This window comes from Arthrobacter sp. Y3221114 (assembly GCF_059092625.1).
The window spans coordinates 1-26478 of record NZ_JBNHHW010000006.1 but is presented as its reverse complement, the minus strand read 5'-3'; the positions used below and the strand labels follow the sequence as shown (position 1 = coordinate 26478).

Genomic DNA, 26478 nt, shown 5'->3' with positions numbered 1-26478 from the left:
AACATGCTCCTGTTTGGGACCACTGTCAACGGATACGACCATGGGCCCGCACAGCTTGGCTGTACGGGCCCATTCTGGAAGGCCAAACTTGGGAAAAGCTAGGGGCGGCCGATGCCCTTGAAGGTCCAGCCCGCCTGGCGCCACGCTGCCGGGTCCAGCACATTGCGTCCGTCCAATATGTTTTTTTCGTCCACCAGGTTTCCGACGACGACCGGATCCAACTCGCGGTATTCATTCCACTCGGTCACCAGCACCAGCGCATGGGCGCGGGCGATAGCCGTCTTGGCATCCGGTTCATAGCTGAGTTCCGGGAAACGCTGCTTGGCGTTGGCCAGGGCCTCCGGATCGGTGACGGTGACCGTGGCACCCTGCAGCTGCAGTTGGGCGGCAACGGACAACGCGGGAGAATCACGGACGTCGTCGGACTGCGGTTTGAACGCGGCACCGAGCACGGTAATGCGCTTACCGATCAGTGACCCGCCGCAGAGCTCTCGGGTCAGTTCCACCACGCGCGTGCGGCGGCGCATGTTGATGGCATCCACCTCACGCAGGAAGGTCAGGGCCTGGTCCGCCCCGAGTTCGCCCGCCCGGGCCATGAAGGCGCGGATGTCCTTTGGCAGGCAGCCGCCGCCGAAGCCGACGCCGGCGTTGAGGAACTTGCGCCCGATCCGTTCGTCCATGCCGATGGCGTCAGCCAGGGCGGTGACATCGGCCCCGGCGGCTTCGCAAACTTCCGCCATGGCGTTGATGAAGGAGATCTTCGTGGCCAGGAACGAGTTCGCCGCGGCTTTGACCAGTTCGGCGGTGGCATAGTCGACCACTAGCCGCGGTGTGCCGGCGGCCAGCGGCGTCGCGTAGGCCTGATCCAGGGCGGCCGTGGCGGCTTCACCGGGAGCACCCGAAGGTACGCCGTAGACAAACCGGTCCGGGGTCAGCGTGTCCTTGACGGCGTGGCCTTCGCGCAGGAATTCCGGGTTCCACGCCAGGATGGCCGCCGGGGCGACATCCCGGATTTCCTCTGCGAGCCGTGACGCCGTTCCCACCGGCACGGTGGACTTGCCGACCACCACGTCACCGGGGCGCAGGTGCACGGCCAGGGACGTGAAGGCAGCATCGACATAGCGCAGGTCGGCGGCGTTCTCGCCCTTGCGCTGCGGGGTACCCACGCACACGAAGTGCACGGCGGCTCCGGCCGCGTCGGCCATCTCGGTGCTGAACGTCAGCCGGCCGGTCTGCTGGACCTCGGCTAGCAGTTCCGGCAGGCCGGGTTCGAAGAACGGGGCACGGCCGGCCTGCAGCTCGGCGACCTTGCGTTCGTCCACGTCGATACCGACCACGTCATGCCCAAGCTTGGCCATGGCCGCTGCATGGACGGCCCCCAAATAGCCGCAGCCGATGACGGAAATTCGCATAGTGGTCCTTTACACGTGCCTTGAGTAGAGACTACTTCGACTTTAGCGCGTTACCGGTGCCGGTTTTGCCGGTTTTCCAGCCACGCATAGGCCAATACCGTGCCGAGGGCCGCGCCCAGGGTGTTTGTCCAGACGTCCTGGAGCGAGGCATAGCGGTCGGGCAGGAACGCCTGCTGCGCCCACTCGATGGCGCCGGAGAGCAAGAGGGCTCCGGCCGGTGTCAACCAGCGCAGACCGGCTGGCATGAGGAGCGCGGCCAGCAGGCCCAGCGGCACGAACATCAAAACGTTGGCCCCGGATTCGACCAGGTTGTAGTCGATCCAGCGTGGCGCGCCGGCTTCATGCAGAGCCGCGAGAACTGCCTGGATGGTGCTGTTCGCGCCGGCATCCACAGGAGTGGGCCACAGCACGGCGACGGCGACCAGGAGGGCGTAGCCGGCCAACAGACAAAAATGCAGCAGGCGGGCCCGCTCCCGGGACGTGCGAAGCGGCATTGATCTTCCTCTCGAGTGTGGCGGCCGCGCGCCGATGCGAAGACGACCGAATGCCATGGTACCGGTGCGCCACCAAGCTCGGGCGCCCAGCGGCGCCAGCCGGGCGGTGTGGGGCTTGCAGCGATCCGGAGACCGGTTTGCAAGGCTGAAATGGTTCTTTCAGGTGTTTGTGAGGGGTATCACGGCCTGGCTATGTCGCTTTCCGGTGCCATGGGGTAGCTTCCGGGCAGGATCCTGCTGCGGGGACAGCGGGATCCTTTCATCCACACCTCATGGAGGAACCAGCATGAAGACCCACAGTTTCAGGCGGGGTGCGGCCATCGCTGCCGCCACCGCATTGGCGTTCGGAACCGGGTTGCCCGCTCAAGCCGCTAAGGGGACAGACACCAGCACCCTGCGGGAAGCGGTCACGGCCGAGAACATCGTTAGCCACTTGCAGGCCCTGCAGGACGCTGCCAATGCCAACGGCGGCAACCGCGCGGCGGGTACGTCCGGCTACGAGGCATCGGCCCAATACATCGAGGCCCAGTTGTCGGCCGCCGGCTACACGCCCGTTCGGCAGGTGTTCTCCTACGAACGGTTCGTGCTCCACGGCCAAGAGTTCGAGCAGGTCGCCCCGAAGCCGACGGTCTACACGGCAGGGGAGGAGTTCCTGGCCATGGATTACTCCGCCTCCGGCGACGTCATGGCACCGGTAACCGCGGTGGATATCAACCTTGCAGGCGACAGGGCATCCACCAGCGGCTGCGAGGCGAGCGACTTCGCAAGCTTCCCCGCCGGAAACATCGCCTTGATTCAGCGCGGTACGTGCGATTTCGCCACGAAGGTTTCGAATGCCGCGGCAGCAGGCGCCGTCGGCGTGGTCATCTTCAATCAGGGCAACGGAGGCACGCCGGACCGGCTTGACCTGTTCGGCGGCACGCTGGGAACGCCGCAGGCCATCCCGGCCGTCAGCACCAGCTTCGACCTGGGGGAGGAGCTGGCCGGGACCACCGGGGTGGAACTGCGGATCGCGGTGGACGCCGAGATCGTCGTGACGGAGACGTTCAACATCCTCGCCGACACGGCCGGGCGCGCGGACCGCACCGTCGTGGTCGGCGCCCACCTGGATTCGGTATCCGAGGGCCCGGGCATCAACGACAATGGGTCCGGCAGCGCGGCGATCCTGGAAACGGCGCTCCAGATGGCCGCATCCGGTGACGCACCGGAAAACCGGGTGCGGTTCGCTTTCTGGGGCGGTGAAGAGGACGGGCTGCTCGGCTCTGACTACTACGTGTCCCAGTTGAGCAAGCGTGAGATCAAGCAGCATGCGCTCAACCTGAATTTCGATATGGTCGGTTCGCCCAATGCCGTGCGCTTCGTGTATGACGGCGACGGCGACGCGTTTGGGCTGACCGGGCCGAAGGGGTCGGATACCATCGAGCGCGTCTTCGAGGACTACTTCGCTTCGCAGGGACTCGCCACGGAACCGACGGCGTTCGACGGGCGCTCGGACTACTTCGGCTTCATCAACAACGGCATTCCCGCCGGCGGCCTGTTCACCGGTGCCGAGGAGATCAAGACCGCAGAGCAGGCAGCAATCTACGGGGGCACCGCGGGCGTGGCCTACGATCCCTGCTACCACGAGGCATGCGACACGCTTGCCAACGTGGACCTAGTGGTACTCGATCAGATGGCTGATGCGATTGCGCATGCCACGCTGACCTTCGCCGAAACGACCTCAGCGGTCAACGGCACGGCCAAGGGCAAGGGAACGGGCAGCACCAAGATGCTGTTCAAGGGGCCGCAGGCCGTTCGCTAACCCCGTCGGTCCGGCGCTGTCCTTAAGGGAGCAGCTGGCCCAGGGAGGCCGTCCCCGGACGGCCTTCCTGTTCGCTGCGCCGCGGAACCGAGACGCTGAATGTCGTGCCCGCTCCCAGGGCGCTCGTGAAGGTCAGTGTGCCGCCGTGCGCTTCCACGATCGACTTGCTGATGGCCAGCCCCAACCCCAGCCCGGGGATGGCCGCCTGCCGGACGGAACTGGTCCGGAAGAACTTGGTGAAGACTTCGGCCTGATCGGCTTCCGACATGCCCATGCCGGTGTCGCTGACCTCCAGTAGGACGGCGCCGTCGGCCGCCAGAGTCCGCACCGTGACCCGGCCGCCGTCGGGCGAATACTTGATGGCATTGGATAGCAAGTTGTCCAGCACCTGGCCCATCCGGTTGGGATCGATCTCCGCTTCCAGCCCGTCGGCGGCGTCGATAACCAGGTCCACGCCCGCGTGTTCTGCCCTCGGCATGGCCGACGCAACGCTGGTGGCGACGACGTCGGCCAACACGGTGCGGCGCGGCTCGACGCTCAGCGTTCCGGAGGCGGTGAAGAGCAGGTCTTCCACCAGTTGCAGGAGGCGTTCTGAATTGCGCATGGCGATGCCGAGGGAAGCGGCGACGTGTTCCGGCAGTTGGTCGGTGTCTTCGAGCGCGAGGTCCAGGTAGCCCATGATGGACGTCAGGGGGGTGCGGAGCTCGTGCGAGACGCTGGCGACGAACTCTTCCTTCACCGTCAGCGCATTGACCAGGTCGGTGACGTCGCTGAAGGCCATCACGGTGCCGTCGAACTGGCCGAGGTCATTCTGCATGGGGCGTGCCGTGCACAACATGGCGCGTTGCCTTTCTCCGTCGCCGATCCACACCAGTCGGTCTGAAAAGGACTCACCCTGGACGGCCCGGCGAATGGGGCGCTCTTCGGGGACTACCGGGGTGACCCGGTCCGCTTCGAAGACCAGCAAATCGGCCTCGTCCGGATTGTCGATGCCTTGGGGCATGGCCACCAAGCGGTCCCGATCCTGTTGCACGTTGCTCAGGATGTCACGGCCCTCGGCGTCGGTGACAAGCACCCCTACCGCGACGGCGTTCAGGACGGTGTCCAGCCGGCGCACATGGACTTTGCTTTCCTCCAGCAAGGTCCGCAGCTCGCGGTCTTTGCGGGTCAGGGCTTGCTGCTGTGCCGTCATGCTCAACGAGAAAACGGATGCGGTGATGGAGACTGCAAGGGTCACGATGGGGACCAGGATCGGGCCAAACAGGGTTTTCGGCGTTACCGGCTCCGGGCCGGTGAACACCGGAATCCAGACGATGAGCAGCGGTGCGGCGAAGCTGACGATGCGCGCGGCGGCGGGGGCAATCTCCGACCAGGCCATCCAGAACACCGGGAAGACCGCCAACAGGCCGACGCCGGAGAGTACTGTCCCGCCGCCGTGGTGAAGGGCCCCGATGGCGACGAAGTCCAGCAGCGGGATAACCCAGTACGACGGATAAGGCAGCCGGTCCCAGGGGATGGCGGCGCCGAGGATCCACAACACGGCAATGCCGATGAGTCCGCCGGTGAATTGCGCGTTGGCCAGCAGTTCCGGGAAGAATACCGCGGCTATCACCGCGGTCAGCGTCACGGAAACGCAGAGCGGCAGATGGCTCAGGAACACGCGTGCGCGCAGGGGCAGCTCATGGAACTGCCGGCGTCCGGTCAGCCACGACAACAGCGGGCTTGGTGCGGCAGACATGATCGAAGGTCCCCCTACTCCGGGCAGCCCTCGTTGTCGGTTGCGTTGCCGGAGCCGGGCTGGCCATGACTGGTTCAGTATGGCACGCGTGTTGCCCAGCACCGTGGAACGATGCGGTCTGTGACGCGAGTCGCAGGAAGGGAGTGTTAGGGTGCTGCGGCCGGTTGGCGGGTCAGTCCGCTGCGTGCCGGTCCTGCTGGTACACGTCGGGAATGCCGTCTTGGTCGGCATCCGCGGTTTCCAGCTCTTCGACTGAGCGGTAATGCCGGTTGCGGGCGCGCAGGATGACGGCCGCCAGCAGCGCCGAGGCCAGTGAACCGGCCAGGACGGCTACTTTCGCATGGTCGTGGTGGTCGGATCCGAGCGGGAAGCTCAGATCGTTGACCAGCAGTGAAACGGTGAAACCCACGCCGGCCAGTACGGCCACGCCAAACACGTCGATCCACTTCAGCGACGGGTCCAGGCTGGCCTTGGTGGACTTGGTCAGCAGCCAGGTGGTGAGCATGATGCCCAGCGGCTTGCCGATCACCAAGGCGGCGACAATGCCAATCGCTACCGTGTCGGTAAAGGTCCGGCTGATGCCCTCCCAGCCCCCGAGGGCGACGCCGGCGGCGAAGAACGCGAAGACCGGGACCGCAAACCCCGTGGAGAGCGGACGGAAACGGTGCTCCAACTGCTCGGCCAGTCCGGGGCCGGCGTCGGGGCCGCCGTCCTTCTTGCTGCGCAGCACGGGGACCAGGAAGCCCAGCAGCACGCCGGCCACAGTTGCGTGTACGCCGGAGGAATGCATCAGCCCCCACGCGATGATGCCCAGCGGGAGCAGAATGACCCAGGCCGCCAGGTGATGCCGGGCGAAGAACCTGGCGAATGTGTGCGTCAGGAATGCGAAAACAGCCAGCGGCAGCAGCATCCACAGAAGGTATGGCACTTGCACGTCGGAGGAGTAGAAGAACGCAATGATGGCGATGGCGATCAAGTCGTCCATCACGGCCAGGGTCAGGATAAAAATGCGCAGTGCGCCAGGCAAGTGCGAACTGATCACGGCCAAGACGGCCACCGCGAAGGCAATGTCCGTGGCCGTCGGGATGGCCCAGCCGCGCAGCGCTTCCGGTCCTGCACCCAGGTTGATGAAAACAAAGATCAGGGCGGGTACCGCGACGCCGCCGAAGGCGGCGGCGATCGGGACGATGGCCCGGGCCGGGGAGCGCAGGTCGCCTGCCACGAACTCGCGCTTGAGCTCCAGACCGGTCAGGAAGAAGAAGATGGCCAGCAGGCCGTCAGATGCCCAGTGGCCGATGCTGAGGTTGAGATTGAGTGACTCGAAGCCGACCGTGAAGTCGCGGATGGCGAAGTAGGTGTCGGCGGCGGGCGAGTTGGCCCAGGCCAGTGCTGCGACGGTGGCGATCAGCAGCAAGATGCCGCCGACGGTCTCTTTGCGCATCAATTCGCTGATGCGGACGAATTCCGGATAGCTGCCCCGGCCGAGGATGGTGTTTTTGTCCCGGGGAGAGGGGGCGGCCATGCAGACTCCTGACGGTTGCTAAGCCCTGTGGGCTCGATGAATCAATCGACGACCAGGCTTCCCGTCACACCGTGTGCCAGTGTACACGCCCGTGCGGTGCCGCCCGGAAAGGGGCCGTCCCGGGGACGAGGGGGCCTAGGGCGGGCCGTCGGCCCTCAAAAACGCCGGGCACCCAGCAAAGGGAAACAGGACCTGCCTGCCCCCTGGCTGAGCGCCCGGGAAAGCCCGCGAAAACGTCAGGCGTTGTGGTGGGTGTCGGAACGGCCCAGGAACTGCTTGGGAATGAAGAACGCCAGCGTGAAGAGGCCGAGCCCGATGGCGAAGGCCGGGATGGCGCCGATGACCGGCTCCAGGCTGAAGGCGTACAGGGAACCGAAGAACATCAGCATGATGACCGCGAAGGTGATCAAATTGCCGACCAGGTGTCCCTCGCCCGAATGGGTGCGCTGCTTGGGGTGGGCCATGGGGTGTTTCTCCTCAATAGTGCGATGCGGCGTCAGTAGCCGCCGGCGGCTTGCTCACCTTTAACAATAGCCACTGATGAGCTGGCGCCAATTCGTGTTGCGCCGGCCCGGAGCATGGCGCGCGCGTCGTCGACGGAGCGCACGCCGCCGGAGGCCTTTACTCCCAGGCGCGTCCCGACGGCCTCCCGCATCAGCGCGATGTCCTCGACGGTGGCTCCGCCCCCGCTGAACCCGGTGGAAGTCTTGACGAAGTCTGCTCCGGCCTCGGCGGCGGCTTCGCAGACCATCCGCTTTTGCTCGTCTGTCAGGAAATGGGTCTCCAGGATGACTTTAAGGATGGCACCGCCGGCGTGGACGGCCTCGGCCACCGCCGCGATGTCCTCGGTGATCGTGGCGCGGTCGTTGGCCCGGGCCGCGGCGATGTTGATCACCATGTCGATCTCGTCGGCGCCGTCCAGCGTGGCGCCGCGGGCCTCGTGCACCTTCACGTCGGTGGGAGTGGCACCGAACGGGAAGCCGACGACCGCGCAGGTCTTGACCCCGGACCCCTTGAGCGTGCTGTGCACCAAGGCCGTCCAGACAGGATTCGCGCAAACGGCGGCAAAGCGGTACTCGACCGCCTCCCGGCAGACCGTGAGGATGTCTTCGCGGGAAGCTTCCGGCTTCAGCAGCGTGTGGTCGATGACCGAAGCGATCGACGTCGGATCGTGATAGGTCGCGCTCGGAGCGGATCCGGATGTGATGTCTTCAGACATGGCCATCCCTTTCATCTGCTGGGTTCAAAGGAACCTCCATCGTCGCATACTGAATGTGCCCGAGGAGTGCCTAATCGCCGGGAGTGGCGTTGCCCAGCGTTGAATCTTCGCCGGGTATGACGGACTCGCTGATCCAAGGGAAGACGACTTCCATCAGGATCATGACAGCCGCCGCAATCAGCAGCACCGCCAGCACAATGCGCATCCACAACGGGCCGGGCAGGCTGCGGAAAATCCAGGCATACATTCGTCAGTTAACCCTTCGATCTCTGTTCGACCAGATCAGCAATTTCGGCCGGGGGCCCGGCGCCGGCCGGTTGCCATGACTCCATCACCGAGTAGACGATAAACCTTTCCTGGTCACCGTACCGCGGATGGCAGGTGGTCATGGTTAACAGTCGTTCGGTCGGCTCTGCCCCGGGCTCTTTGGGAACGGGCAGCAGGACATCGCTCCGGTCAGGGGTGAGGATTTCGAAGTCGCGGAAGACATAGGTGTAGTAGCCCTCCGCGGTCCGGATGTAGATTTTGTCCCCGCGTTTCAAGGTGTGGACCAGGTCCAGGACCTTGCCGTGGGTCTGGCGGTGTCCCGCGACAGAGAAGTTTCCGACCTCTCCCGGCATGGCACTGTCTGGATACATGCCCAGACCCAGGGAGTCCAGAACGAGGTCGCTGATGCCCGCAGACAACGGCACGGAGTAGTCTTCACCGAAGCGGGGGATGTAAACAATCCCGAAGGATTCTCCGTCGGCTGGGCGGTCGCCAACAGGTGGTTCGTCATTGTCCGAGCTCGGTACCGGCCTTTCCGCCGGCTTGCCGAAATCCTGCGACAGGCTCTCCACGACAGCAGTCTGGGCTCCGCGGGCCTCCAGGTTCGTCCACCACAGCTGCCACACGACGAACAGCAGCAAGATCACCGCTGCCGTCATCAGGAGTTCGCCGGCCACCTGGAGAACTGTCCGAAAGGAGACGCTGCGGCGCCGGCGGAACCGCCTGCCGCCGGAGGCGCTCTTCTCCGCGGTCACGGTCAAATCTTGGGCCATATGAGTAGACAGTATCAGTGCTCAAAGCCCCTTCACGTCACCGGGTGCCGCCGGTCGCGTGGCCTTCTTCCTCGGCCGCACGGCGGTGCTCCTCGAGCTTCTCCTCGGCTTCCTGCCGGCGGCGCGCGATGGCCCGGGCGTCGTCGGCGGGAATGTGCTCTTCCGAGGCCTTGTGCGCCGGTTCCTCCTCAGGGCTTTGATGCCTCGTCCCTGCGGATCGGGGCAGCTGTTCTTCGATGCCCATGGCTGCATCGTCCCACATGGTGCCCGTGCCGAAAAGGCGCCCTATCCGGTCATCCCGAGTGTCCGGCGGATGTCGGTTTTGATGGCTTCCAGCAGCCGGGCCGCTTCCGCGCGTTCCTCTGCCAGCCGGTCCGCGGCGGCGACCGGCCGGATGACCTCCAGATAGCATTTGAGCTTCGGCTCCGTGCCGCTTGGCCGCACTATGACGCGGGTATCGTCCTGGCCTAGAAACAGCAGGCCGTCGGTCGGCGGCAATGCTTCACTGCCGATGGACAGGTCCGTGCTGGTCACCACCGGGGAACCAGCCAGCGACGACGGCGGCCGCTCCCGGAGCCGGTACATCATCGTTTCCATCGAGCCAAGGTTGTCCACCCTGATGCTGAGCTGGTCCGTTGCGTGGAGCCCGTACTTCATCGCGAGTTCATCGAGGACGTCGAAGAGTGTCCGGCCCGCGGCTTTGACGTCGGCGACGAGCTCGGCGAGCAGCAGGGCGGCGGACATCCCGTCCTTGTCCCGGACCAGATGGGGTGCCACGCAATAACCCAGGGCCTCTTCATACCCGTAGGTCAGGCCGGGGACGCGGGAAATCCACTTGAAGCCGGTCAGCGTCTCCACGTGGGCTATGCCTGCATCGGCCGCGATCTTGCCCAGCAGGCGGGAAGACACGATCGAGTTGGCGAAGACCCGGGACCCAGCCGCGCTCTCGTCCGCCCGTGCATTGATCGGATCGGTGGAGGCGTCGCGGTCCGTGCGCAGCCGGTCCTGGCCTTCGAAACGTGCCGCCATGTGCGCTCCGAGCAGGGCGCCGGCCTCGTCGCCGCGAAGCATCCTCCACGCGCCGGTTGCCGGATCCTTGGCAGCCAGCGCCGCACGGTCCGCATCGGGGTCGTTGGCGATCACCAGGTCCGCGTCGATTTCCGCTGCCGTTGCCAAGGCCAGGTCGATCGCTCCGGCTTCCTCCGGGTTGGGGAAGGCCACGGTGGGGAAATCGGGATCCGGCTCCGCCTGGGCGGCAACCAGCGTCACGTCGTTGAAACCGGCCTGCTCAAAGACCGCCCTCATGGTGGCTCCGCCGACGCCGTGCATCGGTGTGAGCACGATCCTCAGGTCCCGCTGCGGGAACAGCCGCGGGTCGGCCAGCGCGGTGACCGCCGCGGTGTAGTCGTTGGCGATACCGTCCGGCAGGACGTTCCAGCCTTCCTCGGCCAGCCGGATGGATTCCAGCGGCGGGGTGTAATCGATCCGGGCGGCGATCTCGGCGTCGTAGGGTGCCACTATCTGCGCTCCGCGGCCGCCTTCGTCCACGGCACGTCCGCCCAGATACACCTTGTACCCGTTGTCGTGCGCGGGATTATGGCTGGCGGTGACCATCACGCCCGCTTCGCAGCCCAGCGCCCGGACGGCGTACGCCAGCACCGGTGTTGGCAGGGCGGAAGGCATCAGGAACGTTTCGATGCCGGCCGCGGTGAAGATGGCAGCGGATTCGGCGGCGAAGACATCCGAGTTCCGGCGTGCATCGAAACCGACCACCGCACGCGGCGTATAGGCGCCGTCGGCGGTGTCCAGCAGGAAGCGGGCCAGCCCGGCTGCGGTCCGGCGCACCACCACCCGGTTCATCCGGAAGGGGCCCGCGCCGAGCGCGGCCCGGAGTCCGGCGGTACCGAAGGCCAGGGGTCCGGAGAACCTGTCCGCCAGCTCGGCCCGCACCGCGGCGGCATCCGGGGCGCTGCCGCCCGCCGCTGCCAACAGGCCTTGCAGTTCCCGGCGGGTCTGCGCGTCCGGATCGGCCTGCAGCCAGGCTTCGGCGGCGGCCTTCAACTCGTCGGGCATGGCGGTCATGTCGATCCCGTTCACAGTTTGGCGACAATTCCGGCCAGCAGCCGCGAGATCCGCGGCCCTGCGGCCCGGCCCGCCTCGATGACCTCGGTGTGGCTGAGCGGAGTGTCGCTGATGCCGGCCGCCAGGTTGGTCACCAGGGAGATACCGAAAACCTCCATGCCGGCGTGGCGGGCGGCGATGGCCTCCAACGCCGTGGACATGCCGACCAGGTCGGCGCCGATCCGCTTGGCGTACTGCACCTCGGCCGGGGTCTCGTAGTGGGGGCCGGGGAACTGTGCGTACACGCCTTCGTCCAGACTGGGATCCACCTCCCGCGCCAAGGTGCGCAGCCGTCCCGAATAGAGGTCGGTCAGGTCAACGAAGGTTGCGCCTTCCAGCGGGGAAGCAGCGGTGAGGTTGAGGTGGTCGCTGATCAGCACCGGCGTCCCCGGCGCCCAGGCCGGGTTCAGTCCGCCGCAGCCGTTGGTCAGCACCAGCGTCTTGCACCCTGCCGCCGCGGCCGTCCGGACCCCGTGGACGACCGCGCGCACGCCCTTGCCCTCGTAGTAGTGGGTGCGGGCGCCGAGCACCAGCACGCGCTTGCCGTCGGGCGTCCGGACGGAGCGGATGGTGCCCACATGGCCCTCGACGGCGGGGGCTGAGAACCCGGGAATGTCCGTGGCCGGAATCGAGTGGGTGGTTTCACCGACGAGGTCGGCGGCTTCGCCCCAGCCGGAGCCGAGCACCAGCGCAACATCATGGGCGGCAACACCGGTCTGCCGGGCGAGGAAAGCGGCTGCCTCGGCGGCCAGTTCAAAGGGATCTGTAGTCACAGCCCCTAACCTACCCGCTGGCGAACTGCTGCTGAAAGCGTCAGGCGGGCATCGCCGCCGTCGTTCCTTGCATTGGGGATGTCCCCGACCGGTGCGGGGCGTGCGTCCGCCTGCCGCACGCCCGCGCCGGCAGGTTGAGGCGTTGCGGGGCATGCGACAGAATGAAGTCCGTGACTAGCCAAATAGATTTCAGTGCCCCGCGTCTGGTGATCCTGGGCGGGGGCCCCGGCGGGTATGAGGCGGCCATGGTGGCCAACTCGCTCGGCGCCAAGGTGACCATCATCGAACGGAAGGGTCTGGGCGGTTCGGCCGTGCTGACCGATGTGGTGCCGTCCAAGACCCTGATCGCGACCGCCGATGCCATGCGCCGGGTCGCGAGTGCCCATGACCTCGGGGTGCGCTTCGACGAGGACTCCAAGGCTGCCTACGCCGACCTGCGCACGGTCAACGACCGCCTGCTGAAGCTGGCCGAGAGCCAGTCGGCGGACATCCACCACGGGTTGGAACGTGCCGGGGTGCGCGTCATCCTGGGCGAAGGCAAGCTCTCCGGCCCGAACACCATCGCCGTGTCGACCGATGCCGGGACCGAGACGGTCGCAGCGGATGCCATCCTGGTGGCCACCGGCGCCACGCCCCGCGAACTGTCCACGGCCAAGCCGGACGGTGAACGCATCTTCAACTGGACCCAGGTTTACAACCTGACCGAGATCCCGGAACACCTGATCGTGGTCGGTTCGGGCGTGACCGGAGCGGAGTTCGCCTCCGCCTACCGGATGCTTGGCACCAAAGTCACCCTGGTCTCCTCGCGGGACCGGGTGCTTCCGGGCGAAGACGCCGACGCCGCAGAGGTGCTCGAGGACGTTTTCGCCCGCAGCGGCATGACCGTGCTGTCCAAGTCCCGCGCCGCCAGCGTGGAACGAACGGACGACGGCGTGCTGGTCACCTTGGCCGACGGCCGGGTGGTCGAGGGGTCGCACTGCCTGCTCGCCGTGGGCGGCGTCCCCAACACCGCCGGCATTGGCCTCGAAGAAGCGGGGGTTGCCCTGACCGAGAGCGGCCACATCAAGGTGGACGGCGTCTCGCGCACCACCGCATCGAACATCTATGCTGCCGGCGACTGCACCGGCGTCCTCGCTTTGGCCTCGGTGGCCGCGATGCAGGGCCGCATCGCCGTGGCCCACCTGCTGGGCGACTACGTCAAGCCGCTGAAGCTTAAGCAGGTGGCGTCAAATATCTTCACCAGCCCCGAGATCGCCACCGTCGGGGTAACCGAAGAGGAAATTGCCGCCGGAAAGTATCAGGGCGACATCATCAAACTTTCGCTCAACACCAATGCGCGGGCCAAGATGATGAACGTCTCCGACGGCTTTGTGAAAATCATTGCCCGGCGCGGGTCCGGCACGGTTATCGGGGGAGTGGTGGTGGCCCCGCGGGCTTCCGAGCTGATCTTCCCCATCGCGCTGGCGGTCAGCCAAAAACTCCACGTGGACGATATCGCCAACACGTTCACGGTGTACCCGTCGCTGACCGGTTCCATTTCCGAGGCGGCGAGGCGGCTGCACGTGCATCTCTAGGGGGCGGATTCCGCCGTCATTCCCGACTACTATTTCGCCACATTGTTTGTTTCTGGGTCTATGATCATCAATAGCTATGCAATGAAACGATGAATCGAAGTTAGGTCAGTTGGGGGATAAAGGATGAGCGAGCAGCGTACTGCCGTCATTGTGGAGGATGACCTGGACATCCGGGAGCTGATCTCGACGGTCCTGTCCAGTTCCGGATTTACGGTGTACACCGCCTCCTCCGGGATGGAAGGCGTTGCCGCCATCAAGCGCCACAATCCCGATGTCGTCACCCTCGACCTCGGCCTGCCGGACATCGATGGCTTCGAGGTGGCCCGCCAGGTGCGCCGCTTCAGCGACACCTACATCATCATGCTCACCGCGCGTGCCGAAGAACTGGACACTTTGCTGGGCCTGGAAACCGGCGCAGACGATTACCTCACCAAGCCGTTCCGCCCCCGGGAACTGCGCGCCAGGATCACCGCGATGCTGCGCCGCCCGCGTACGGTCAAGGGCAGCGACGGCGGTTTGCCGGCGGACGGCGGTGCCCGCGGGGGTGCGCCGGCAGGGGCGGCCGGGGCCGGCACAGCGGCCAGCGCTCCGGCGCCGCAACCCGTCCTGCAGGGAGCAGGGGTGGGCGCCGGGGGGCATCCGGGCCTGTCGCTGTCGACGTCCGGGGCCGTTTCGGCAGCTGGGCTCGCAGGAGGCGGCGGCGCGCCGGCTTTCGCGGCCGAGACCGCCGCCGGGCCAGCGAGTGCCGCAGCCGAGGCGGCGAGCCCGGCCGGCGAGGGAGTGCTGGAGCACAACGGCATCGTGGTCGACCACCGTGCCCGCACGGTGATGCGGTCCGGGCGCGAGCTAGAACTGACCCGCAGCGAATTCGACCTGCTGTACGCCCTGATGGAAAGCGGCCGGGTGGTGCGGACCAAGGCGGATCTTGTCCGCCGGCTTCGCAACGAGCCCTATAACACCGGCGGCTACATTTCGGACTCCGACGAACGCACGATCGAAGTGCACATGGCCAACCTCCGCCGCAAGCTCGGCGACGACACCAAGTCCCCGCGCTGGATTAAGACAGTCCGCGGCGTGGGCTACAGCCTGGCGCCGAAGCAGTGACGCCACACCGGCGCGAAAGTCCCGCCTGACGGGCGCGCTACTGCAGATGCAGGTTGCGCAGCTGCGACGTCGTCGTCATCCCGCAGGTGCGCAGCTCGTCCAAGAAAGTGGCCGCGGCGTCAAAGAGCCGGCCGTTGACCAGGCCTTCGAGGTGCTCTGCCATCTGGCCGAGGCGTCCGGCCCCCACCATGCTGCTGGAGATCTTCAAACTGAGGATTGCGTCTATGGCGTCTTCGGCGTCCCGGGCGAGAATGGCGTTGGAAACCCTGCCATAGCGGTGTTCCCAAAGCCCCACATAATTGCCGATGAAGCGGCGGCGCATGCTGCCGTCGTGGTCGTCGAGGTCGGTTGCCAGTTTTTCCAGCACCGCGGGTGAAACCAGAGGCGTTTCCGGCGAAATGGCGGTCATGAGAACGCCTGATGGCCGGATGCGGAGGACTGCCCGGAAGAGAGCATCGGGCGGCGCTCCTTTCAAACTTGTTGCGACGTCGAAGTACTTACATCGTAAGCGACTGGCGGGGCCATCCGAGGTGTGCTGCCACAACCTTGGGTAACTCTTGAGCACCAATTCCTCCTGCCCGTGCTCCCGGGCGGGCGGGCCGACGGGCCGGGTCCGCCGCGTCGCCGGTCTCGGGCGCGCGCTGTGCCGGACCAAGCCGCCACTTAAAACAAAGCTGTGCAAATCTTGAGCGGATCCCTCCGCAGCCTTAAGCGACGTCAGTCACAGTGGTGACTGTGGTTTCAGACCCCGTAACCGGGGCCGGAGGCACAGTCTCCGTTAGTCCACCATCCGTAAGGAACAGCCCCAGAACCTTACCCTCGTCTCGTCCGGAGGGAGTGCTCCGGACGTGAGGGTGGTGCTGGGGCTGTTCCTTTGCTAGCTGCCCAAGCCTGCCCGCCGGAGCGCCTCGGCCATCGCGGTGTCGGCGGAGGCGCCGGGGCCGGACGCGCGGCCGGTGCTTCCACCGGGCTTCCGGCCGTCGCGGCGCCCCGTCTTGCCCCCGGCGGGACCGGGACGTGCCCCGCCCTTCCCGGTGCGGGTTTCCCCGGCGCGGCCTGTGTGGCCGGAACCGGGCTGGCGCCGGTCGCCGGCGGGTGCGTCGTCGTCGAGCCGCAGCGTCAGGGAGATGCGCTTGCGCTCAGGATCTGCTTCGAGAACCTTGACCTTCACGACCTGGCCGGACTTGACCACGTCATGGGGATCCGAGACGAACTTGTTCGACATGGCGGAGATGTGGACCAGCCCGTCCTGATGGACGCCGACGTCGACGAAGGCTCCGAATGCAGCGACGTTGGTTACGGTGCCTTCCAGCACCATTCCCGGGATCAAGTCGGAAATCTTCTCCACGCCCTCGGTGAAAGAGGCGGCGGTGAAGGTCGGGCGAGGGTCGCGGCCCGGCTTCTCCAGCTCGGTGATGATGTCCACTACCGTCGGAAGGCCAAAGTGCTCGTCGACGAACTGCTGCGGGTCCAGTACGGCCAGGGACTGGGCGCCCCGTCCCGCCGCCGTCGCGGTTGTGCCTGCGGCGGCAAGGATTTTCCGGGCGACGCCGTACGCCTCCGGGTGCACGCTCGACGCATCAAGCGGCTCCGCCCCGCCGGTAATGCGAAGGAACCCGGCGCACTGTTCGAACGCCTTCTCACCCAGCCGCGGGACCTTCTTCAGCTCGGAGCGCTTGGCGAACGGGCCGTTGGCATTGCGGTAGGCCACGATATTTTCGCTCAATTGCGTACCCAGGCCGGCCACGCGGGAGAGCAGCGACGGGGAGGCGGTGTTCAAATCCACTCCGACCGCGTTGACGCAGTCTTCGACCACCGCGTCCAGGGACCGCTCCAGCTTGCTGGCCGTGACGTCGTGCTGGTATTGCCCCACGCCGATGGACTTCGGGTCGATCTTGACCAGTTCCGCCAGCGGGTCCTGCAGCCGTCGGGCGATCGAGACGGCACCGCGCAGCGAGACATCCAGTTCGGGCAGTTCCGCCGAGGCCAAGGCCGAGGCCGAGTAGACCGACGCACCCGCCTCCGAAACCACCAGCTTCTGCAGTTTGCGGGTGGGCTCCATGAGTTTGATCAGCTCGGTGGCCAGCTTGTCGGTTTCCCGCGAAGCGGTCCCGTTGCCGATGGCTACGAGTTCGACGGCGTGCCGATCGGCGAGCCTGGCCAGGGTGGCGAGCGAGTCGTCCCATTTCCTGGCCGGAGCATGCGGATAGATGGTGTCGGTGGCCACCACCTTGCCGGTGCCGTCCACGACCGCGACCTTCACGCCCGTGCGCAGTCCGGGGTCCAGCCCTAAGGTGGCGCGGTTGCCGGCCGGTGCGGCCAGCAGCACGTCCCGCAAATTGGCGGCGAAGACCCGTACGGCTTCGTCTTCTGCCGCCGTGAACAGCCGCACGCGGAGATCGATGGCCAGCTTGACCAGGATCCGCCGCCAGCCCAGCTGCGCGGTTTGCTGGAGCCAGCGGTCGGCCGGCCGCCCGCGGTCAACCACGCCCATCCGTGACGCCACGGCGTTTTCAAACCGGCCGCGCGCCTCGGCGAAGTCTTCCGGATGAGCCGGATTGCCCTCGCTGATGTCCAGGTTCAGCACGCCTTCCTTCTCGCCCCGCAGCAGCGCCAGCACCCGGTGCGATGGAAGGCCGGCGGGGTCTTGGGCGAAGTCGAAGTAGTCGGCGAACTTCTGGCCGGTTTCCGCCTGACCCTCGCGGACCTCCGCCCGCACCAGGCCCTGCTGCCACAGCCGTTCGCGCAGCTCGGAGACCAGATCGGCGTCCTGGCTGACCCGCTCCACCAGAATCGCCCGGGCGCCGGCCAAGGCATCGGCCGGCTCATTGATGGCGTGCCCGGCATTGAGGAAACCTCCTGCCGCCGACAGCGGATCCTGGGACGGGTCGGCCAGGAGGCCATCGGCGAGCGGCTCCAGGCCTGCTTCGCGGGCGATCTGCGCCTTCGTCCGCCGCTTGGACTTGTAGGGAAGGTAGATGTCCTCCAGCCGCGCCTTCGTCTCGGCTCCGTTGACGGACCTTTCCAGCTCGGCGGTCAGTTTGCCCTGTGCGGCAATGGCCTCCAGCACGGCACGACGGCGGTCTTCCAATTCCCGCAGGTAGCGCAGCCGCTCCTCGAGATCACGCAGCTGCGCGTCATCAAGGGTGCCGGTGGCCTCTTTGCGGTACCGGGCGATAAACGGGACGGTGGCGCCGCCGTCGAGCATTTCCACCGCGGCCTTGACCTGCCAGGCATGGACGCCGAGCTCCTGGGCGAGCTGGGCGTGGATCCGGGCATGGAGCGCGGCCGGATCGACAGGAGGCAGGGTTGCTGCGGGGGCGGGCGGGGCAGGCGCGGATGATTCGGTCACCGATCCATTGTGCCGTATTCGAGGCTTGCCCTAGGTGCCGGGATAGTAGAAGGCGTAGTCATCATAGGGGTCGCGCCAGCTGGACTCGTCGCGGTGGATCCGCCGGACCGCGCTGCCGGGAACCCAGGCGGTACGGGCGGAGCCGTGCGTATCCATCCACTTCACCTGCACGCTGGTCAGGTCCCAGGAAATGGCCTTGGCATCGAAGGTCTTCCCCTCATGGCGCACCCGGACATACGGTTCCCGGCAGTAGGGCTCGCGCGTGGCCCCGGCATGATGGTCTTCGGCGCGGGGGCGCGGTTCGCCGCGGTTCCGTGCATACCGGCTGGCGGTCATGACGTCTACTTTGTTCATGTGGCCACCTTGCCATCCAGCGCGGACGGTACGGACGGAACGGACGGTACAACCTTAAGCCGGGGGTGGCGGCTTCAGTAGCCGTATCCGCCCGTTTCCTTGGCGTTTTCGGCGGCGGCTTCCCCCTGCACATCCTTGGAATCGGGACCGGAGGTTTCCGTTGGATTCCCGGATTCCGTGCTCTTTTCGTCGCCAGGCGCAGGATCTGGGGGAGCTGCTGCTTCCTCTTCCCCGGAGCCGGAATATTCCTTGCCGCTGCTCATGATGGACTTCCTCCCGCCAGGGGCGGCGGACCCGGTGTGGCGCAGTCCGCATAGTGCCCGATGCCAATCAGAGTAGGCTGATGCTCAGCATGCTGTCTATGGTGGTGCCGCAGCCCGAATGCCTGCCGGCAGGACAGCGGACGGCGATGACGGACGCGAGCGTATGCAGAAGGCGGTGCAGCGTCATGGGGGAAGGAGCCGGCGGCCATGCTGGATCACATTGGCACAGTGGCGGGGCGTGGCCTGGCCTTTGTCTTCGCGGCGCTCAAGATGCTGCGGCCCGCCCGGCCCATCCATCCGATCGGACTTCACCTTGAAGGGCGGCTGGAGAGATCGGGAAATTCCTTCGCCAGCGGCATACCGTGGCTGGATCAAGCGGGGAACAACGACGTCGAGGCGCGGCTGTCAAGGTCAGCCGGGCTGCCGCCGCGGTTTCCCGACATCATCGGGCTCGCGCTGCGGGTCACCGCAGAGGGCGGGCAGGCCGACATCCTGCTGGCTTCCAGCGGCGCCTCCCGGGTCGGAAGGTACTTTCTGCAGCCCCGGCGGGATGTTCGTGCGGCAGCGCTGACCACGGTGATGCCCTACCGAGGGGCACGCGGCCCGGTCCAGCTCGCCGCCCGCACGCTCCGGCCTAACGGGCGGCTTCCGGCGGATCCCGTCGGATTCCGACGGGCGCTGGGCGGCGAGGACTGGGTGCTGGCGCTGTTCCATGCACAGCCGTGGGGCCGGTGGCGCCGGTTTGCTACCCTCACGCTGCGGCCCGCGCAGGGTGGGGGAGACACCGCGCTTCGTTATGATCCGATCGTGCACCGGCTTCCGGACGCGGCAACCTACCGGTGGATCGAGAAGCTGCGCGCTCCGTCCTACGCCGTGTCACGCCGGGCACGGCCGCGGGGATAGTCCCGGACGCACCAACGGGACAGCCGGCCGGGCCCGCGGGGATAGCAGGCCGGCTCGCCGGTGCCTTCAAGTGGAACCTCAAGCCCCCGCTAAGTCTGCAATCCAGCTCCTCACCATCCGCGCAGCTGATTCTCCGGCCTCTGCGGGCCACCAGTGGCCGGCATCGACTTCAACGACCTTCAGCTGCGGCACCCAATCCTCCAGCCCATCCACGAGGTGGGGCGAGAGGAACGGGTCCCGCCGTGGGACTATCACCTGCACGGGAATCCGGCAGCGGGCCGACAGGGTCTGGCGGCGGTACCAGTTCGCCCGGTAGAGGGCGAGGCCGCGGGCACCGTTATCGCCGATCATTCGGCCGGCGAAGCGCTCGTACGGACGGGTCAGGAGCGTCCGCCAGGCAAGTTCCGGCAGTACCGGCAACTGGAACCCCGCGATGTACGAGCTGCGCAATGCCTGTGCTGCCGCCTGGGGCCAGAGGGCGGGCCTGCGTAGCCTGCGGCCGAACCAGCGATGAAGGTGGCCCAGGTCTGGGCCGGAAATGCTGGTGAGGCTCAGAATCCGACCCTCGGCACGGATATCCTGGGCTGCCGCCCATCCTTGGATCGATCCCCAGTCGTGTCCTACGAGGTGCACGCCCCTTGCCCCGGAGGCGTCGATCACCGCAAAGAGATCGTCCACCAGGACGGGCAGGCGATAGGCGCCGCGATGGGCGACGGTGGTTCGGGACGCCCCGGCATTGCGGGTGTCATAGGAGATGACGTGGCTATCGGCGCTCAGCGCGGTGGCGACGGAGGCGAAGACCGAGTGGTCATCGGGGTAGCCGTGGACCAGCATGACGGCTGGAATCCCGGGACTGTGCGGCGGGCCGCAGGAGTAGACGGAGAGGGCCGCATCGGGGCGCGCCAGCATCCTGTGCCGTTCATCGGCCTGCATTGAGCTCTCCCTTGCCGCGCATTCCTCCTGCCGGTCCGCACCCAGCCTACGGCGGCCCGCCGGCCGCGGCGAGCCCTGCCGGCGGCACGGAGACGCTGCGGCGTGATGAGGACGGCTAGCACAGCTGTCCATATATTGAAACGATTGTCCGGATCCCGGACCCGTCTGGCTAAGATTCATAAGTTATTCATTCGAGCGAAAGCCGACACATCAATGTCCAAACCAGCATCAGTTACCGCGGGGGCGCCTGCCGCGCCGGTGAACTCCCGCGGCCGCGTCATCGTTGCCAGCCTCGTTGGCACGTCCATCGAGTTCTATGACTTCTATGTCTATGCCACGGCCGCCGTGCTCGTGTTCCCGGCGCTGTTCTTCCCGAATGCCAGCGGAGCCGTCGCACTGCTGAGTTCGTTCGCGGTATTCGGCGTAGCCTTCATCGCCCGTCCGTTGGGGTCCATCATTTTCGGCCACTTCGGCGACAAGTTCGGCCGCAAGGGAACACTGGTGGCTTCGTTGCTCACCATGGGCATCGCTACCTTCCTGATCGGCTGCCTGCCCACCGCCCAAGTGGACGGCTGGTCCTTCTGGGCGCCCGCCCTGCTGGTGGTCATGCGCTTCGCCCAAGGCTTGGCCCTTGGCGGCGAATGGAGCGGCGCGGCCCTCCTGGCTACTGAGAATGCGCCGGCCAACAAGCGGGCCATCTACGGCACCTTCCCGCAGTTGGGCGCCCCGATCGGCTTCATCATCGCCAACTCGCTGTTCCTGGTGCTGAGCATCAACCTTGCCAATGACGAGTTCATGGCCTGGGGCTGGCGCATTCCGTTCCTGGCCAGCGCCGTGATGGTCATCATCGGCCTGTGGGTGCGCCTGAAACTGGTGGAAACCCCTGCTTTCCAGAAGGTCGTGGACAAGGGCGAGGTGACCAAGCTGCCGCTGGGCCGGGTGTTCAAGACCAGCTGGCGCCAGCTGATCCTGGGTACGTTCATCATGCTGGCGACCTACGTGCTGTTCTACCTGATGACCACCTTCACGCTCTCCTACGGCACGGCAGCGACCAACGCCGAGGACGCCGCCGCCGCGGCCGAGGCGGCCGGAAAGCCGTTCGATCCGGACACCTTCGCCGCCGGGCTGGGCTACGCCCGCAACGACTTCCTGCTGATGCTGATCATCGGCGTGGTGTTCTTTGGCATCTTCACCCTGGTGTCGGGACCCCTGGCCGAAAAGTATGGCCGCAAGAAGACGCTGATCGCGGTGTCCCTGGGCATCATGGCATTCGGCTTCCTCTGGGTGCCGCTTTTCGACGGCGGCTTTGCCGGCACCATGGCGCACCTGATCATCGGCTTCACGCTGATGGGCCTGACCTTCGGACCGATGGGCGCAATCCTGCCCGAACTGTTCCCGACCAACGTGCGCTACACCGGGTCGGCCGTGGCCTACAACTTCTCCTCGATCCTGGGCGCTTCCGTGGCCCCGTTCATCGCCGTCGCCCTGTGGCAGGCGGCCGGGGGCAGCACGGTCCTGGTGGGCCTCTACCTCAGTGGCGCTGCCGTCCTGACCCTGGTTGCCCTGCTGCTGACCAAGGAAACCAAGGACATGGACTACGAGAACCAGTCGAGCTGACCTGTTCGTAGGACTAAAGAAAGACCCGCGGCCGGGGGCCGCGGGTCTTTCTTTTGCCGTGGTTCAGGTGCCGCCGCAGTTGTGGGCATGGCAAAGGCCCGCCGTCCCCGGTGGGACGGCGGGCCTTTGTGCCGCTGAAGGAGCAGTTCAATCGGCCAAGGTTAAGCGGTTGTGCTCCTCCTCTTGGTGATGAAGCCCCAGATCACCAGCACGATCAGGGCGCCAATAATGGCCCAGATCCACGATTCGAGGCTGAAGAATTCGTTCATGTCGGCGCCCATCACAGCACCGCCGATCCATCCGCCCAGGAGGGCACCGATGACACCGAGGACGAGCGTGGCAATCCAGCCGCCGCCCTGCCGTCCGGGAAGGATCAGCTTGGCGATGGCTCCGGCAATAAGTCCGAGTAAGAGGAATGCTAGGAAGTTCATGTGGTGCATCTCCTTTGTTAGGTGCTGCGTCAATTCTCCCGGTCAGGCCGGGTTCTGCTCCTTAGTAAGCATCACGCTACCGCATGGACAGCGTGCTTAGTAAGTTCCCGCGCCCACTTGGTACTAAAACGTGACAAGACTACAAGCGGTGATACAGTACGACCGGAAAACGGCGCCTTAATCCGCGATGGTGGCCAGCACGGCACCGGCTGAAACGGTGTCCCCGGGCTTGGCGGCCAGCCCCAGAATGGTCCCTGACTTGTGCGCGGTGAGCGGCTGCTCCATCTTCATCGCCTCCAGGACGACGACGAGATCGCCTTCCGCAACCGTGTCGCCTTCGGTGACCGCTACCTTCACGATCGTGCCCTGCATCGGCGAGGCCAATCCGTCGCCAGCGGTCACGGCACCGGCTGCGGAGCCGGAACGGCCCCGGCCGGCGCGCTTGGGCTTGCCATTGGACTTCGCCGGCGCGCCGGAACCGCTGCCGAGACCCGCTGGGAGCACGACCTCCAGCCGCTTCCCCCCGACCTCGACGGTCACACGCTGGCGTTCGCCGTCGTCGTCGGGTCCGGCAGTCGGGACCGACTGGAACGCCGGGATGTCGTTGACGAACTCGGTTTCGATCCAGCGGGTGTGGATGCTGAAAGGCCCATCCGCGGGGGCGAAGGCAGGGTCGGCCACCACGGCGCGATGGAACGGCAGCACGGTGGGCATGCCGCCGATTTCCATCTCGTCCAGCGCGCGGCGGGCGCGCTCCAGCGCCTGGGCGCGGGTGCTGCCGGTGACGATGAGCTTGGCCAGCATGGAGTCGAAGTTGCCGCCGATGACTTCGCCCGCTTCGATGCCCGAATCCACGCGGACGCCGGGGCCGGTGGGCAGGCGCAGGGTTTCGACGGTCCCGGGGGCCGGCATGAAGTTGCGGCCGGCATCCTCGCCGTTGATGCGGAACTCGAACGAGTGGCCGCGCACGTCCGGGTCGTCATAGCCAAGCTCTTCGCCGCGGGCCAGGCGGAACTGTTCGCGGACCAGGTCGATGCCGGTGACTTCCTCGGACACGGGATGCTCCACCTGCAGGCGGGTGTTGACCTCGAGGAAGGAAATCGTGCCGTCCTGGCCGACGAGGAATTCGCAGGTGCCGGCGCCCTGGTACTTGGCCTCGCGCATGATCGCCTTGGACGCTGCGTAGAGGCGCTCGTTCTGCTCGGGGGACAGGAACGGGGCCGGGGCCTCCTCCACGAGTTTTTGGTTGCGGCGCTGCAGCGAACAGTCGCGGGTCGAGATGACCACCACGTTGCCGTGCGCGTCGGCAAGGCACTGGGTTTCCACGTGCCGCGGAGAGTCCAGGAAACGCTCCACGAAGCATTCGCCGCGTCCGAATGCCGCCGTGGCCTCGCGCACCGCGGACTCGTAGGACTCGGCGATGGCCTCTCGGTCGCGAACCACCTTGATGCCGCGGCCGCCGCCGCCGTAGGCCGCCTTGATGGCCAGCGGCAGGCCGTGCGTGTCGGCGAAGTCCAGAACTTCCTGCACGCTGCCCACCGGATCGGGCGTTCCGGGCACCAAGGGGGCGCCGACCCGTTCGGCGATGTGCCGGGCCTGGACCTTGTCGCCCAGTTGGGAAATGGCGTCGGGACCCGGGCCGATCCAGGTCAGGCCGGCGTCGATGACCCGCTGGGCGAACTCTGCGTTTTCGGACAGGAAGCCGTAGCCGGGGTGGACAGCATCGGCACCGGCGGCCTCGGCCACCTGCAGGAGCTTGTCCATCACCAGATACGATTCGGCCGCGGTGCTCCCGCCGAGTGCATAGGCCTCGTCTGCCAGGCGGACGTGCAGGGCATCACGGTCCGGATCGGCGTAGACGGCGACCGAGGCAATGCCTTCGTCCCGTGCTGCACGAACTACGCGGACGGCAATTTCACCACGGTTGGCGATCAGTACCTTGGTGATGCGCTGGGTCATTCAAAGCTCCTTCTATCCTTGAGGAGCCTAGCTTGCTTTTGCGGGATTCGCTCATGAACCATCCCTTTTCTGCGTGTGAAGGGGCGGTTCTTTGTAGGGGTCCTACAAAGGGAACAGCGGGCGCCCGATCTTCCACCTGGCCGGTGGAGATCGGAACGCCCGCTGCCATTTTGGTGTACGGGGACCGCAGGGCTACTTCACGGTGACCGTCTTGGTGGTTGTGCTTCCGGCAACCTGCGATGTTCCGCCGTAGGTAACCGTGTACTTGTGCTTGCCCTTCTTCTGGTTCTTCAGCGTGAGGCTGACCTGGCCGTTCTTGACCTTGGCATTCTTTGCCACGGTCTTGCTGCCGTCCTTGATGGTGACGGTGCCGGTCAGGTTCTTGAAGCCACTGGCCGTGACCTTGATGGTCAAGACGGCCGTCTTCGCCTTCGTCGACGACGCCGCAACGCTCACCTTGGAAGCCACCTTGGCCACAGTCGCCGTCGAAGAGGTAGACGCCTGGTTTACGTAGCCCGTTGTGGACCGGGTCACCTTGACGCTGATCTTCTTGCCGGCATCAGCTGCGGTCAGCTTGTACTTTGACGACGTTGCCTTGCTGATGGCTCTGCCGTCGCGCAGCCACTGGTAAGCCACCTTCGTCGCCACCGGCTTGCTGGCCGAGGTATTCGCCGTCAACGTAGAGCCAACCTTCTTGGTTCCTGAAATGGTGGGCTTCGGAGCCGAGGTAAAGGCGTACTCAGTAGCGACGGAAGACGACGTCTTGACTGTAGTTGCGTAGCCATCGGCTGCCCTGGTGACCTGGACACTGATCTTGCCAGCGTCCAGGGCGGTCAGCTTGTACGTTGACGAGGTTGCCTTGTTGATGGCCTTCCCGTCCCGCAGCCACTGGTAGGTGGTAGAGGACGCGGCGGGCTTGCTGGCACCGACCGTGGCGGTCAACACGGCCCCAAGCGTCTTGGAACCGCTGATCGTCGGTGTCGGTGCACTCTCGAAGGCGAAGGCAGTTGCGACGGCGGCCGAGGTTTTCGACGTCGTCGTGTAGCCGGTCAAGGCATGGGTTGCCGTGACACTGATCTTCGTGCCGGCGTCAACCTGGACCAGCTTGTAGGTAGCGCCCGTTGCACCGGCAATCGCCTTGCCGTCGCGCAGCCACTGGTAGGTGACCTTCGACGCCGTCGGTGATGCACTTCCAACGGCGGTCAGCGTAGCGCCAAGGGTCTTGGAGCCGCTGATCGTCGGAGCAGGCACACTGTCGAACGGTTTGTTGATGGTCCGCTCGGCCGAGGTCCTGGCGATGTCGGTATAACCGGTGGCCTGGTAGGTGGCGGTGACGGAGATCTTCTTTCCGGCGTCGTCGCCGACCAGGGTGTAGGTCGCCTTGGTCGCCCCGTCGATGGCCTTGCCGTCGCGCAGCCACTGCCAGGTGACGGTGGCTGCCGGTGTGGTTGCGCCGGGCACCGCGGTCAGGGTCGCGCCGACATCATTGCCGCCGGTGAGCGTCGGTACCGGTGCGTCAGTGAACGGTTTGTTGATGGTCCGCTCGGCCGAGGTCCTGGCGATGTCGGTATAACCGGTGGCCTGGTAGGTGGCGGTGACGGAGATCTTCTTTCCGGCATCGTCGCCGACCAGGGTGTAGGTCGCCTTGGTCGCCCCGCCGATGGCCTTGCCGTCGCGCTGCCACTGCCAGGTGACGGTGGTGGCTGCCGGTGTGGTTGCGCCGGGCACGGCGGTCAGGGTCGCGCCGACATCGTTGCCGCCGGTGAGCGTTGGTACCGGTGCGTCAGTGAACGGTTTGTTGATGGTCCGCTCGGCCGAGGTCCTGGCGATGTCGGTATAACCGGTGGCCTGGTAGGTGGCGGTGACGG

At 66.2% G+C, this 26478-nt stretch carries 24 protein-coding genes; 5 read left to right on the top strand and 19 right to left on the bottom strand.

Going from position 1 to position 26478, the window contains the following annotated elements; genetic code table 11:
• Positions 1–98: 98 nt before the first annotated feature.
• Complete coding sequence (locus AC5RV3_RS13560) at positions 99–1412, bottom strand: UDP-glucose dehydrogenase family protein (protein WP_494122591.1); 1314 nt, start codon at positions 1410–1412, stop codon at positions 99–101.
• Between the two features lie 50 nt (positions 1413–1462).
• Positions 1463–1906: a VanZ family protein gene (locus AC5RV3_RS13555; protein ID WP_494122590.1), complete on the bottom strand. Its 444-nt coding sequence runs from the start codon at positions 1904–1906 to the stop codon at positions 1463–1465.
• 286 nt (positions 1907–2192) lie between these two features.
• Between AC5RV3_RS13555 and AC5RV3_RS13550 the strand changes: the two genes are divergently transcribed.
• Positions 2193–3707 carry a M20/M25/M40 family metallo-hydrolase gene (locus AC5RV3_RS13550; RefSeq protein ID WP_494122589.1) on the top strand — a complete coding sequence of 505 codons (1515 nt, stop codon included), beginning with the start codon at positions 2193–2195 and terminating at the stop codon, positions 3705–3707.
• Positions 3708–3729: 22 nt separating this feature from the next.
• Here AC5RV3_RS13550 and AC5RV3_RS13545 read toward each other — a convergent pair whose 3' ends face one another.
• The 9 genes from AC5RV3_RS13545 to AC5RV3_RS13505 form a co-directional block, all read right to left on the bottom strand.
• Positions 3730–5445, bottom strand: coding sequence for a sensor histidine kinase (locus tag AC5RV3_RS13545; protein ID WP_494122588.1), 1716 nt, complete (start codon positions 5443–5445; stop codon positions 3730–3732).
• 172 nt (positions 5446–5617) lie between these two features.
• Positions 5618–6967 carry a Na+/H+ antiporter NhaA gene (gene nhaA, locus AC5RV3_RS13540; protein ID WP_494122587.1) on the bottom strand — a complete coding sequence of 450 codons (1350 nt, stop codon included), beginning with the start codon at positions 6965–6967 and terminating at the stop codon, positions 5618–5620.
• 236 nt (positions 6968–7203) lie between these two features.
• The gene (locus AC5RV3_RS13535) at positions 7204–7431 is read right to left on the bottom strand and encodes a hypothetical protein (RefSeq protein ID WP_494068119.1); all 228 of its coding nucleotides are present in this window, start codon (positions 7429–7431) and stop codon (positions 7204–7206) included.
• A gap of 32 nt (positions 7432–7463) precedes the next feature.
• Positions 7464–8186, bottom strand: coding sequence for a deoxyribose-phosphate aldolase (gene deoC, locus AC5RV3_RS13530; protein ID WP_494122586.1), 723 nt, complete (start codon positions 8184–8186; stop codon positions 7464–7466).
• 70 nt (positions 8187–8256) lie between these two features.
• Entirely contained in the window at positions 8257–8433 is a 177-nt protein-coding gene (locus tag AC5RV3_RS13525) for a hypothetical protein (protein WP_494122585.1), read from the bottom strand.
• Positions 8434–8440: 7 nt separating this feature from the next.
• Entirely contained in the window at positions 8441–9226 is a 786-nt protein-coding gene (locus tag AC5RV3_RS13520) for a class E sortase (protein WP_494122584.1), read from the bottom strand.
• A gap of 37 nt (positions 9227–9263) precedes the next feature.
• Positions 9264–9470: a hypothetical protein gene (locus AC5RV3_RS13515; RefSeq protein ID WP_494122583.1), complete on the bottom strand. Its 207-nt coding sequence runs from the start codon at positions 9468–9470 to the stop codon at positions 9264–9266.
• A 41-nt stretch (positions 9471–9511) separates the two neighbouring features.
• Positions 9512–11308: a phospho-sugar mutase gene (locus AC5RV3_RS13510; protein WP_494122582.1), complete on the bottom strand. Its 1797-nt coding sequence runs from the start codon at positions 11306–11308 to the stop codon at positions 9512–9514.
• Positions 11309–11319: 11 nt separating this feature from the next.
• Positions 11320–12120 carry a purine-nucleoside phosphorylase gene (locus AC5RV3_RS13505; protein WP_494111478.1) on the bottom strand — a complete coding sequence of 267 codons (801 nt, stop codon included), beginning with the start codon at positions 12118–12120 and terminating at the stop codon, positions 11320–11322.
• A gap of 170 nt (positions 12121–12290) precedes the next feature.
• On the opposite strand from AC5RV3_RS13505, the gene AC5RV3_RS13500 reads away from it, so the two are divergent.
• Positions 12291–13694: an NAD(P)H-quinone dehydrogenase gene (locus AC5RV3_RS13500; RefSeq protein ID WP_494122581.1), complete on the top strand. Its 1404-nt coding sequence runs from the start codon at positions 12291–12293 to the stop codon at positions 13692–13694.
• A 123-nt stretch (positions 13695–13817) separates the two neighbouring features.
• Positions 13818–14798: a response regulator transcription factor gene (locus AC5RV3_RS13495; RefSeq protein WP_494122580.1), complete on the top strand. Its 981-nt coding sequence runs from the start codon at positions 13818–13820 to the stop codon at positions 14796–14798.
• Between the two features lie 37 nt (positions 14799–14835).
• On the opposite strand, the gene AC5RV3_RS13490 is transcribed toward AC5RV3_RS13495, so the two are convergent.
• The 4 genes from AC5RV3_RS13490 to AC5RV3_RS13475 all read right to left on the bottom strand — a co-directional run bounded on the left by AC5RV3_RS13490 (position 14836) and on the right by AC5RV3_RS13475 (position 18767).
• The gene (locus AC5RV3_RS13490; RefSeq protein ID WP_494122579.1) at positions 14836–15207 is read right to left on the bottom strand and encodes a hypothetical protein; all 372 of its coding nucleotides are present in this window, start codon (positions 15205–15207) and stop codon (positions 14836–14838) included.
• 468 nt (positions 15208–15675) lie between these two features.
• Entirely contained in the window at positions 15676–18150 is a 2475-nt protein-coding gene (locus tag AC5RV3_RS13485; protein WP_494122578.1) for a Tex family protein, read from the bottom strand.
• Between the two features lie 30 nt (positions 18151–18180).
• Entirely contained in the window at positions 18181–18504 is a 324-nt protein-coding gene (locus AC5RV3_RS13480; RefSeq protein WP_494122577.1) for a hypothetical protein, read from the bottom strand.
• 74 nt (positions 18505–18578) lie between these two features.
• A complete protein-coding gene (locus tag AC5RV3_RS13475; RefSeq protein ID WP_494122576.1) occupies positions 18579–18767 on the bottom strand; it encodes a hypothetical protein in 189 nt (62 codons plus the stop codon).
• A gap of 207 nt (positions 18768–18974) precedes the next feature.
• Between AC5RV3_RS13475 and AC5RV3_RS13470 the strand changes: the two genes are divergently transcribed.
• Positions 18975–19670 (top strand): hypothetical protein, encoded by a 696-nt coding sequence (locus AC5RV3_RS13470; RefSeq protein ID WP_494122575.1) that lies wholly within the window; start codon positions 18975–18977, stop codon positions 19668–19670.
• 78 nt (positions 19671–19748) lie between these two features.
• Here the strand turns inward: AC5RV3_RS13470 and AC5RV3_RS13465 are convergent, their stop codons facing one another.
• Positions 19749–20603: an alpha/beta fold hydrolase gene (locus AC5RV3_RS13465; protein ID WP_494122574.1), complete on the bottom strand. Its 855-nt coding sequence runs from the start codon at positions 20601–20603 to the stop codon at positions 19749–19751.
• A gap of 213 nt (positions 20604–20816) precedes the next feature.
• Here AC5RV3_RS13465 and AC5RV3_RS13460 point away from each other — a divergent pair, with 213 nt between their 5' ends.
• The gene (locus AC5RV3_RS13460; protein WP_494122573.1) at positions 20817–22220 is read left to right on the top strand and encodes an MFS transporter; all 1404 of its coding nucleotides are present in this window, start codon (positions 20817–20819) and stop codon (positions 22218–22220) included.
• A gap of 161 nt (positions 22221–22381) precedes the next feature.
• Here the strand turns inward: AC5RV3_RS13460 and AC5RV3_RS13455 are convergent, their stop codons facing one another.
• From AC5RV3_RS13455 to AC5RV3_RS13445, 3 genes are all read right to left on the bottom strand, one after another.
• Positions 22382–22651 (bottom strand): GlsB/YeaQ/YmgE family stress response membrane protein, encoded by a 270-nt coding sequence (locus tag AC5RV3_RS13455; RefSeq protein ID WP_493977616.1) that lies wholly within the window; start codon positions 22649–22651, stop codon positions 22382–22384.
• A gap of 177 nt (positions 22652–22828) precedes the next feature.
• Entirely contained in the window at positions 22829–24610 is a 1782-nt protein-coding gene (locus tag AC5RV3_RS13450) for an acetyl/propionyl/methylcrotonyl-CoA carboxylase subunit alpha (protein ID WP_494122572.1), read from the bottom strand.
• A 192-nt stretch (positions 24611–24802) separates the two neighbouring features.
• On the bottom strand, positions 24803–26478 hold a 1676-nt coding region (locus tag AC5RV3_RS13445; RefSeq protein ID WP_494122571.1), incomplete at its 5' end, for an Ig-like domain repeat protein.